10 protein-coding genes are annotated in these 11,628 nt (G+C 43.2%); all 10 read right to left on the reverse strand.

Annotation, left to right across the window (positions count from 1 at the left end):
- Positions 1-3: 3 nt before the first annotated feature.
- Complete coding sequence (locus ABD873_RS08155) at positions 4-609, reverse strand: DUF4254 domain-containing protein (RefSeq protein WP_039052781.1); 606 nt, start codon at positions 607-609, stop codon at positions 4-6.
- A 36-nt stretch (positions 610-645) separates the two neighbouring features.
- Positions 646-2,139, reverse strand: coding sequence for an NADH-quinone oxidoreductase subunit N (locus tag ABD873_RS08160; protein WP_345067088.1), 1,494 nt, complete (start codon positions 2,137-2,139; stop codon positions 646-648).
- On the reverse strand, positions 2,139-3,743 hold the full coding sequence (locus ABD873_RS08165; RefSeq protein ID WP_345067092.1) for a complex I subunit 4 family protein: 1,605 nt from the start codon (positions 3,741-3,743) through the stop codon (positions 2,139-2,141). The genes ABD873_RS08160 and ABD873_RS08165 overlap by 1 nt, the downstream gene beginning before the upstream one ends.
- A gap of 1 nt (position 3,744) precedes the next feature.
- A complete protein-coding gene (locus ABD873_RS08170; protein WP_345067095.1) occupies positions 3,745-5,742 on the reverse strand; it encodes an NADH-quinone oxidoreductase subunit 5 family protein in 1,998 nt (665 codons plus the stop codon).
- A 14-nt stretch (positions 5,743-5,756) separates the two neighbouring features.
- Positions 5,757-6,062 (reverse strand): NADH-quinone oxidoreductase subunit NuoK, encoded by a 306-nt coding sequence (gene nuoK / locus ABD873_RS08175; protein WP_039052782.1) that lies wholly within the window; start codon positions 6,060-6,062, stop codon positions 5,757-5,759.
- Positions 6,059-6,604 carry an NADH-quinone oxidoreductase subunit J family protein gene (locus ABD873_RS08180; protein WP_345067099.1) on the reverse strand — a complete coding sequence of 182 codons (546 nt, stop codon included), beginning with the start codon at positions 6,602-6,604 and terminating at the stop codon, positions 6,059-6,061. Before ABD873_RS08180 ends, nuoK begins: the two co-directional genes overlap by 4 nt.
- Before the next feature lie 3 nt (positions 6,605-6,607).
- Entirely contained in the window at positions 6,608-7,168 is a 561-nt protein-coding gene (locus ABD873_RS08185) for a 4Fe-4S binding protein (RefSeq protein ID WP_345067390.1), read from the reverse strand.
- A 4-nt stretch (positions 7,169-7,172) separates the two neighbouring features.
- Positions 7,173-8,246 carry a complex I subunit 1/NuoH family protein gene (locus tag ABD873_RS08190; RefSeq protein ID WP_345067102.1) on the reverse strand — a complete coding sequence of 358 codons (1,074 nt, stop codon included), beginning with the start codon at positions 8,244-8,246 and terminating at the stop codon, positions 7,173-7,175.
- Positions 8,247-8,457: 211 nt separating this feature from the next.
- The gene (locus ABD873_RS08195; protein ID WP_345067105.1) at positions 8,458-9,978 is read right to left on the reverse strand and encodes a sulfatase family protein; all 1,521 of its coding nucleotides are present in this window, start codon (positions 9,976-9,978) and stop codon (positions 8,458-8,460) included.
- A gap of 177 nt (positions 9,979-10,155) precedes the next feature.
- Positions 10,156-11,622, reverse strand: coding sequence for a glutamate synthase subunit beta (locus tag ABD873_RS08200; RefSeq protein WP_345067108.1), 1,467 nt, complete (start codon positions 11,620-11,622; stop codon positions 10,156-10,158).
- Positions 11,623-11,628 lie beyond the last annotated feature (6 nt).

The raw sequence follows: 11,628 nt of genomic DNA on the forward strand, positions 1-11,628 counted from the left end.
TTTTTATTTTTTCGCCCCGTAAAGGACAGGGTTAAGGTTTGGGTCGTTATACATCTTCATCTGTTTATAGACTTTCATGTACTTACGTCCCGCAGCAATATCTTCCAAAAGTTCGTCTATGCTTTGTGATAGGTCTTTCTGCTGTTCCAATAAGACATCCAGTTTTTCCCGGCAGGCATCGATATGCGCTTGGTCCACGTCAGTGCGCAATGTCTCTAGGCGCATGTGATAGATTTTTAAGGCTAGTATGGATAATCTGTCTATGGCCCAAGCAGGACTTTCGGTATTGATTTTGGCGTCAGCAAGAGGTTTTACATCGGCAAACTTTTGCAGATAGTAGCTGTCAATATATTCTACCGTATCGGTGCGCACCTGATTTTGCTTGTCAATACGTCTTTTCCAATAGAGTCCTTCTTTAGGGTCAATCTCCGGATTACGTACTACATCTTCCATGTGCCATTGTACGGTGTCAATCCAGCATTTCAGATACAATAGATGTTCTAAGCTGTCCGACGGGTAAGGATTGGAAATCGGATGATCAATAGCGTCGTGAACGTGGTAATCTTCGATAGCACGTTGGAATATGGAATTTGCTGTAGTACTAATCATAGTGCAAATATAAAAATTATGATGAGCCTATGGAGCTTATTTGAATAATGATAATAATATTCCAGGGAAAATTCCTAGCATCAGAATAGCTATGCCCAATATAATCGAAAGGACATAAACTACTTTTGTGTCAGCAACTGAAGATGTTTCTTTCTCCTCACCTTTGCGCAAGAAAGCAAACAAAGGAATTTTAAAATAGTAGAATAAAGATATCACCGATGTCAACGCTCCTGTAATCAAAAGAATGAGATAATACGGATTGTTGTTAAACTGGAATAAGTCGAAAATGGAGGTGAAGACAAAAAGTTTACCTACGAATCCTGCCGTAGGAGGCAGTCCCACCAAAGATATACCCAATACGGTGAATGCCGAAAAGAGAAGAGGATAATTTTTCCCTAAACCTTTGTAATCTTCCAGCTGTACACTTCCTATTCGTCTTTCCAACACATCGATGAAACCGAAGACTCCGAGATTCATAAGCGTATAGACAGCAATATAGTAAAGAAGAACCTGAGGTTCGGACGCTAGGTTACCTACTATGGCCATCAATAGAAATCCGGTATGCCCTATCGATGAGTAGGCCATCATACGCTTGATGTTGGTTTGACGTAAGGCGATCAGATTTCCTGCTAACATTGTCACTATGGCAGCAACACTGATTAGGATAAGTACCAGTTCGGAGAAATAAAAAGAAGAGGAAGTCCATTCTTCGAAAAGGCGAGCTAACAGCACTAGCACTCCTACTTTAGGTACGGTGCTTAAAAATGCGGTAATAGGAGTGGGCGCTCCTTCGTACACATCTGGAGACCACACATGGAAAGGCACGAAACTCAGCTTGAACCCTATTCCGGCAAACATAAATAGCAGTGCAACGGTCAAAAGAATCTTTGGCGCTTCGATAAGTCCTTGTATATGTTCGAATGCCGTAAAATCAAGATTCCCCGTGAAACCATAGAGCAACGACAACCCGTAAAGCATGACGGCCGCAGAAACCGATCCGAAAAGAACATATTTCATGGCGGCCTCCGATTGCTTTTTGCTTTCGGAAAAAAATCCTACCAGAACGTAAGAACTTATCGAAACAGTCTCAATAGCGATGAAAGCCATGAGCCAGTTGGTAGTCATCGTCAGGATGTTCAATCCTAAGCCCGCAGTAAGCAATATGCTATATGCATCACCTAATTTTTTGTCCAGCTTTTTATGTTGGAAATGCTGTTGTACAAAAACTACCGAAAAAAGCAGTGCTACAAGCTGTATACCTCTTGCAAAGACGGAAAAGTTATCGACGGTGAGCATACCGAAGATACCTTGCTGAGACTGCTCGTACTGAGAAGTAACACATAAAAAAGAAACTACAATACCTAAGACTGTGACTACGAAAGAACAATACTTCCAATGTTTATCCAAAAACAGGGTAGCCACAATACTTCCCAAGAAGGCAACAGCCAAAGCCAACTCTGCCTTCAGGAAAGGAAGAGAAGCGATGATCTGATCTAAAATATGAGGTAATTGTAAGTTGATATCTTGCATTATAGATATTGTGAAACCAAAGTGACCAAATTAAGTACCGTAGCGTTCATTTTGTCAAATACTAGGGAAGGCATAATACCCAACACCAAAGCTAATGCTAAGGTAGGGAAAAGGATGATGCGCTCCCGGAGTGTAACGTCGGTCAATGCTATAGCCCATGCTTCACCACCTTTGAAGCGTGTCTGTCCGAAAAACATACGCTGTAAGGTCCACAGAAAATAAGAGGCACTGAGTAGGATACCTACAGAACCTGCTATAGCCATCCAACGTGGAATGCCTGTGCCTACCGACTCTGCATTGAAAGTTCCGATGATGACAAATGCTTCTCCAATAAAGGCTGAAAAGCCGGGTAAGCCTAGCGATGCGAAGAATGCCACAGCAACAAATCCCGTATATGCCGGCATATGTGTTGCCAAACCTCGGAAATTGTATATATAGCGGTCGTGCACGCGATCATAAATGACTCCTACAAGGAAGAATAGGGCTGCCGAAAGAAAACCATGTGACAGCATCTGGAACATGGCGCCGGAGATACCTTCTGCCGTCAGTGCCGCCACGCCTAGCAGCACGAATCCCATGTGTGAGACAGAAGAATAGGCTATCATTCGCTTTAAATCTTTTTGCGCTAGGGCGTTCAGCGCCCCATAAAGGATGGATATTATTCCTAAGAGGGCGAGCCACCAGTTGGCTTGTGCAGCAGCGTCAGGAAAGATGCTATAGCATACCCTGATGATGCCATATCCTCCCACCTTGAGCAGTACCCCTGCTAGAATAATAGAAACCGGTGTTGGAGCCTCTACGTGGGTATCCGGTAGCCAAGTGTGGAAAGGAACTACAGGCACCTTGATGGCGAAAGCAACGAACAAAACTATAAATCCTAACATCCGTGCAGGAATGCCTTGCACTTCATAGTAGTTGTTAAGATATGCGAAAAATGAACCGTCAACATAGTTTTCGGGGTTCATCATATGCAGCATGTTGAACGTATGCGCTCCCGTCGCCGGATTGGTCACCGAGAAATAAAGACCAACGATAACCAATAGCATAAATACTGACCCGAACAAAGTGTAGATAAAGAATTTTATCGCTGCATATTCACGGTTTGCTCCTCCCCATATCCCGATAAGGAAGTATAGTGGTAGCAGCATCACTTCGTAAAAAATGTAGAATAAGAAAAAGTCCAGTGCGCAGAAAATGCCCATTACAGCTGTGTTGAGCAACATCAGCAAGGCGAAATAACCTTTAGCATTTTTGGTGATATTCCACGATGCTCCTATGGCCATCAACATGACAAAAGCACTGAGGATAAGTAAAGGAAGGGATATGCCATCCACGCCAAGGAAATAATCTATCTCCAATTTACCTAAGCTTCCCAAATCCAAACGTATCCATGGAAGCTGCTCGATAAATTGAAATCCTTGGAGATGGTTTATGCCATTCAAGCTGCTATCAAACTGCCCATACAGCCATGCTGACAAAAAAAGCTGTATAACCGTGAAGGCTAAGGCGATGAATTTGTAGCTTTGACGCCATATAGAAGGAAGCACCAAGATCAAAGCTGATGCTACCAAGGGTAAGAATATGAGTAGAGAGAGTAATCCCATTTTATCGTAATATCAAATAAATTATTCCAACCAAAATTACTGTCAAGGCAAAGCCAAGATAGTTCTGTAGCCTTCCGTTCTGCACAAAACGAAAGATATTTCCTATAATATAGGCTAGAGCGGCAATACCGTTGACAATGCCATCTACAATATGTTTGTCTATCCATGCTATAGCCTGTCCCAACATACGGACAAGTGGTGAGAAAGCATTGATAATACCGTCTATGATATACTTATCGAACCAGTAGCTTACTTTTCCTAGGCCAAGAGTAGGGTTAACCCATATCCGCATAAGCCAATGATTTAAATTGAATTGATTTTGGGTGTAAAGAATCCATCGGCTCTTATCGTTTAGTGGATACCTGCCTTGAACATACCAGCTGTATCCCACCCACCAACTTATCAATGCGGTAAGTGTCAAGGTCAAAGGGACTATGCTGTGTAAGATGTGAACGGAAGGGAAGAGGCGTTGTACGGCCAACCCATTCATAATCGGTGCATGAGCATACGAGAACGGATGTACAGAAAAGACTAAAAATAAAGCTCCCACTGTCAAAAAGGCCATAGGCAGAAGCATAGTGCTAGGTGCCTCATGCATAGTATGGAGATCTGCTATTTCTGTTCGCAACTTACCAAAGAAAGCTTTAAAAATCAACCTTCCTATATAAAAGGCTGTAAGGATACTTACCACACTTAACAGAATAGGAATTACCAGATAAACACCTCCTTTTTCGAGTGCCCACTCGAAGGATGAGATCACTATGGCATCTTTAGAAAGAAAGCCAGAAGTCAGTGGAAATCCAGCAAGAGCTAAAGACGCTATGCTCATCATGATAAATGTTTTCGGCATATATTGTTTGAGACCTCCCATATTTCGTAGGTCTTGCGGGTCAATATCTAAATTATGATGCTGTTTCAGATGTGTCATCTCATGGATGACAGCACCAGCACTGAGGAAGAGCAGACATTTGAAGAAAGCATGTGTGGTCAAATGAAACATAGCTGCATCCCACGCGCCAATGCCAACACCTACCATCATGTAGCCTAGCTGTGAGATGGTAGAAAATGCCAATATCTTTTTGATGTCGTATTGTGCTAAAGCAAAAATGGCAGCAAAAGTAGCGGTAATAGTTCCTACCAGCGCGATGATGAGCAGTACTACATCATTAAATAGTGGAAAGATGGTGCTTAACAAAAACACGCCGGCAGCCACCATAGTAGCCGCATGTATGAGCGATGAAACGGAAGTGGGACCTTCCATAGCATCGGGTAGCCACAGATGTAGTGGAAACTGAGCAGACTTGGCCATGGCACCTAGGAAAAAACAAATACCCGCAGCGGTAATCCATCCCATATTCTTGTCGACGATAGACTGATGCATAAGACCGCCATCACCAAACAGATCTACAATATCCAAAGTACCGAAGGTCGTAAACAGAATAGCAAGTCCTATTAAAAAGCCTAGGTCGCCGATGCGGTTCATCAGAAATGCCTTCTTATTGGCTTGTACGGCAGCGTCTTTTGTAAACCAAAAGCCTATTAGCAAGTAAGAGGCAAAACCTACCAGCTCCCAAAAAATGTACATCATCAGCAGGCTTTTGGAAATGGTAAGGCCCAACATGGCAAAACAGAATAGGCTAAGATACATCCAATAACGGTGGATGCCGGAATCGCCCTTCATGTAGGATTTGGAATAAATATGAACCGGTAAAGCTATCAGACAGACGATGAGCTGCATCAATACGGAGAGGTTGTTGAGAAGAATACCTACCGCAAACCTTTGTTCCCCTATAGTAAACCACTCATAATTGCTGTATTGGATCTCTTGGTTCCAGATTACGGGAAATACGAATACAGCAGAAATAAGGGTGCTTAATACTATTGAAATAATGGAAAATATCCCCGATGTGGACCTTCGACCCGCTATCGCCTGAATAAGGAAGGCAATAAAAGGTAGCAGTACGACGAGCGTACTAGCAACTAAAGGTGATATGTTCATAATAGGGGTGTTCATCAATCTCTTAAATCCGTAATATGATCAGGGTTTATTGTCTTGTAATGTCTGTAAACATTGAGAATGATGGCCAATCCTACAGCTACAGCCGCCGCCGCGAGCACTATAGCGAAAAGTGCAAATACCTGTCCGCCGTAGTTGACTTTGTCATATTTTCCGAAAGCGACAAGGTTGAGAATAGCGGAATTGATCATCAGCTCTATACCCACCAAAATCATGATTGCATTGCGTTTGGCAATAACAGTATATAGCCCGATACAAAAGATACAGGCGCTGACCACCAAAAAATGGGTTAACGTAATCATGCTCTTTCCTCCTTTCTCGATAGGTGTGCCGCTCCTATGAGAGCCATGAGCAAGAAAATGGATATTACCTCAAAAGGCAGTACGTATTGTGTCATAAACTTAATACCCAGCTGTTGGATGTTATTGTCCGTAGGAGCAATGACGTCACCGGATTGTATGTTGTTAAGCATCCATTGAGGTAGTTCCATACTATTCCATTCTCTGATCCCTAAAACCATCACTCCAAAAAAGGCTAAGGCCAACGTTAAGGACTGCCAGCTTGGAAAGCTGAAAAGAGAACCTGAAATCTGCTGCAGGTCCTTCAACAGCTCCTTATTGGATAACATGAAAGCAAAAATCATAAGTATGAGAACGCCTCCCACATAGACCATTATCTGTGTGATGGCAACAAAATCAGCTAAGGCAAAGAGGAATAACCCCGCCATAGAGAAGAGAGTTATGAAAAAAAGAAATAATGCTCGTGCCGTATTTTTTAGACTTACGACCAATAAAGCCGAAGATATTGCCAAAATCGCGAAGGCATAAAAAAGAAATACTTCCATAAGCTATTTCTGTTTTGCTGCCTCCTTCTCAGCTTGAAAACGTGTCCATTCGGCTTTGCGTTGTGCTATTTCTTCTTCTGTCATCTCTGCAAAGCTATATATCAAGTCCGTCAGCTTGGTACTGCTTCGGTCATACTGATTGGTCATCGTAATGCATTCCGTAGGGCATACCACTGTACACAAACCACAATACATACATTTGGCCATATCTATGTCAAACTGTGCAGCGTAAAGTCGTTTGACACTGCCGTCCGACGTGTTGCCGATAGGCACGGGCGACTTAATGGACTCTATAGTAATACAATCTACCGGACAAGCTTTGGCACACAAATCACATACAATACAATCGTCAATTTCCACATGTAGCTGGTAACGTGCCACTTCAGGAATAGGCATTTTCTCTTTGGGAAACTGAACCGTAGTGACACCTTCCTGCTTGTCGAAATAGTCTGCCTTACGTATATCGAACGACTGACGTGATTTTTTTGCGCCAAAAAGGTGCCTTACGGTCAAAAGTAATCCTTTTACCGCTGTCACAAAGCCTTGTATGGTTGTCTTTAAAATCACGTTAATTCATTACTAATATTCTCCACAATCCCGATATCGCCAGACAAGCGAAAGCTATAGGAATCATGATTTTCCAACATAAACTCATTAACTGGTCGGCTCTAAAACGTGGCAAGGTCCAGCGTATCCACATCTGTATACCAACTAAGGTTAATGTCTTTGCTAATGTCCAGAAAATGCCCCATGCTATTCCTGTTGTCCAGTCAGCAAGTCTTAGCACTCCAATATTGGGTAGGGGGGTATTCCATCCTCCTAGGAAGATTACAGCACCCAGCATCGCTACCAGAAACATCATAGCATATTCTGCTAAGAAGATAAAAGCAAAACGGATACCACCATATTCGGTGTGAAAACCTCCGATAAGTTCGGATTCCGCTTCCGGAATGTCGAAAGGAGCGCGGTTACATTCTGCCAAGGTGGCTACGAAAAATATGATATACACTACCAAAAGATGGGGGGCTTGAAAAATGTTCCATGCCAAAATTCCACCGATGTCGGTAACCTCCCAAACGCCTAAAAATTTAATAGGTGTAGCACTTAGTATTCCCTGCTGGAGGGCAATCTCGTTGAGATTCAGGGTTTGGGTAATCATCACGGCAGCAATCAGCGACAGCCCTACCGGAATTTCGTAAGATACCATCTGCGCGATCGCGCGGATAGAACCTAACAAAGAATATTTGTTGTTGGAACCCCAGCCGGCCATGAGTATGCCTATGGCGTCGATAGATACTACAGCCATGATGAAATAAAGTCCTGTATACGTGCTGGCAGGGATGAAATCTGGTCCCCACGGCAGTACGGTATAACCTAAAAATACGGCTCCGAAAATAATCACGGGAGCCACGATAAATAGAATTTTATCTGTAGCCGAAGGATTTATGAGCTCTTTCTGTAGAAGTTTGAGGATATCGGCAATGGTCTGCAGCAATCCGTATTTACCGGTTTCCATAGGGCCGAGCCTGTCTTGAACAAAACCAGCAATCTTACGCTCTGCATATACCGCAAAAAGTGCAAACATTGCAATGAATCCAAACAGTACAACTGCTACAATAATATGGAGAATTATATCGCTCAAGATGCCCTTTAGATTAATTCTTAACTCAGTACAAACATAAGCAAAAGGTGGGAAATGGACGACAATTTTTCAAATTATACCTGTCCGGTAGAGTAAAATTTGTGCAATAATTTTCAACTATAAAAAGCTGATTTCTTTATGGAAAAGAAAACCTCCTTGCAGCAGAGACAAGGAGGTTCCGGTTGAAAATATAGATGATGATTAGTGGTTATTATTGCTTCAATATTTGCAAGGCCTCCTCATCTTCCAGTTCTGCCGCTTTTCTTTGGAGTAGCTTTTTCATCCTGTTGATCTGGGCCTTATATTTTTTGTCGTTGTAGATGTTGTTCATTTCCGAAGGGTCGTTTTTCAAATCATAAAATTCCCAGCTTTCCACCCTTTTGTAGAAGCGGATAAGCTTATAACGACCATCGAACACTCCGAAATGAGGGGATACGGCATGTTCTCCATTTTCGTAATAGTGATAATATGCTTCATCTTGAATGCTTTTCTTCTTTCCCGTCAGCAGCGGAAGAATAGATGTCCCTTGCATGTCTTTAGGGGTGGAGATGCCTGCAAGCTCCAAGAGGGTAGGAGCAATATCCACGTTCATTACGATGCCGTCAATTTTGCTTCCCGGCTTGATTAGGCCGGGCATTTTGGCTACCATAGGCGTACGGAAAGACTCTTCGTACATCCAGCGTTTATCAAACCATCCATGTTCACCCATATAAAATCCTTGGTCAGAAAGGTAAATGACCAGCGTATTGTCGTCCAGTTTATTTTGTTCCAAATAATCTAATACGCGACCAATATTACGGTCCAGCGATTCTGCCGTATTTAGATAGTCTATCATGTAACGGCGGAACTTCCATTCGGCGAGTGCTTTGCCTCTAAGGTTCTGCTTTTTGAAGTCTTCGTAGATAGGACGATAATAGTTTACATAAGCTTGAAACTGTTCGTCCGTCATACGTTTGAAGCTCCAATGCTGGTTGCGCATATCTTCCAACGTTTCATACATCTTCAGGTCGTAAGGCAGCTGCATGTCTTTGTCTATGCTCATCTCTTGGAGGGCAGCGGCAGGGCGTCCTCGGTAGTCGTCATAGAAAGTAGAAGGAAGAGGAAATTCTTTATGGTCGTTTTTACCAAAATCCTGAGGATCGGCCATCCAAGTACGGTGTGTAGCTTTATGTCCGATCACGATACAGAAAGGTTCTTCTTGGTTTTTTTTGATCCATTCCAAAGCTTTGTCGGTAATGACATCGGTGACATATCCAAAACTCTGCTTTTTTCCTTCTGGACTAATGAAGTCAGAATTGAAATATTGCCCTTGTCCTACCAGAATATCGTAGTCGCTAAAGCCTTGCAGGTCGTGTCCAAGATGAATTTTGCCTATCCAAGCTGTCTTATATCCTCCGGCTGTTAGATGTTTGACAAACGTGTTTTGGCTGTGGTCAAAGTTAGATGTTTCATTGTCTTTAAATCCATTTTTGTGGCTGTACTTCCCGGTAAGGAGGGCAGCACGACTGGGACCGCAGATGGAGTTAACTACATAGGAGCGATGAAAGATAGCCCCCTCATTCGCAATACGATCTATGTTGGGAGTATGTCCGTAGGGAGACCCATAAGCGCCTATACTCTGATACGAATGATCATCTGAAATTATGATAACGATGTTGGGCTTTTTCTGAGAAAAAAGAGAATGAGAAAGGAATGTTAAAATAAAAAATAACGTAATCTTGATAAATCTCATAATTTAAATAGGTCGATGGTTTTGTAGTAGCAAACCTTGTGATTCTCTAAGAGAATTTCAGCTAAAGTTAATGTATTTTTCTCAATTATAAAATTGTCATAGGCAGAAATAAAAAGAAAACCTTCTCAGACGTGCGAGAAGGTTTAGATTGAAATATAGATGATGATTAGTAGCTGCTTAAGCGTAATCGAATACGGCCTCTTTACTTTCGAGTGCGGTCTGTCCCATCAAGTATTCATCAACTTTACGGGCACATTCGCGGCCTTCGGAGATAGCCCATACTACCAGTGACTGTCCGCGGCGCATGTCGCCAGCAGTGAAGTACTTCTGAATGTTGGTTTGATAAGAACCTTCAGCTGCTTTGACGTTGCCTCTTTCGTCTAGGGCGATACCCAGCTGCTGCAGTAGGCCTTCGTGTTGAGGGTGCAGGAAGCCCATAGCCAGTGTTACCAGCTCGCATGGGATTTCACGCTGTGAGCCTTCTACTTCCTTGAATTTCACGGGACGGCCGTTGGCGTCGGTTTCCCATTCTAAGTCTACAACAAGAGCGGCGCGCACATGTCCTTTGTCATCTCCTAAGAATTCTTTTGTGCTTACACTCCAGAATCGTTGACAGCCTTCCTCATGCGATGTTGTAGTTTTCAGGAGCATAGGGTAGGTTGGCCATGGCATAGCTGCTGTACGGGCTTTCGGTGGTTGAGGCATAAGCTCGAATTGCGTTACTGACTTGGCGCCTTGTCTGTTGGCTGTTCCTACACAGTCTGATCCGGTGTCGCCACCGCCGATGACCAATACATTTTTTCCTGTAGCCAGAATTTCTTCTACCTCTATTGGAGAGTTGCCTATACGCTTGTTCTGTTGTTTTAGGAATTCCATGGCAAAATGGACGCCTTTAAGCTCACGGCCCGGAATATTGAGGTTACGCGGAATAGTAGAACCGCCGGCTAGCACCACCGCATCGTATTGATCCAGCTCAGAGACGGGAACATTCTTTCCTACTTCGGCGTTGGTGCGAAACTCTATGCCGGATGCCTTCATGATTTCAATACGGCGGTCCACTACGGACTTGTCCAACTTGAAGTCAGGAATGCCATAGCGAAGAAGGCCCCCTACTTTATCGTCACGTTCGTAAACCACTACATCGTGTCCAGCCTTGTTGAGCTGGGCTGCGGCAGCCAAACCTGAGGGACCGCTGCCTACTACTGCCACTTTTTTGCCTGTCTTTAATACTGGCGTAGCGGGTTTAACATAGCCTTTTTTATAGGCAATTTCTATGATATGTTTTTCTATTTCCTCAATGGCTACAGGGTTTTTGTTTATGCCCAACACACATGCCGATTCGCATGGAGCAGGGCATATACGTCCTGTGAATTCAGGAAAGTTATTTGTCGAGCTCAAGATGTTGTAGGCGTCTTCCCATCTTCCATCGTAGACAGCGTCGTTGAATTCGGGGATGACATTGCCTAATGGACAACCCGAGTGACAAAACGGAATGCCACAGTTCATACAGCGGGCAGCTTGTGTGTTGAGTTGTTCGTCTGTGTAGGTGTGTACAAACTCTTTATAGTGTTGTTTTCTATTTTCTACAGCCTCTTTTGGCGGAAGTACTCTGTCAAATTCTAAAAATCCAGTTGCTTTTCCCATGATTTA

It is taken from the genome of Sphingobacterium thermophilum (assembly GCF_039541675.1).
Classification (GTDB): Bacteria; Bacteroidota; Bacteroidia; order Sphingobacteriales; family Sphingobacteriaceae; genus Sphingobacterium; species Sphingobacterium thermophilum.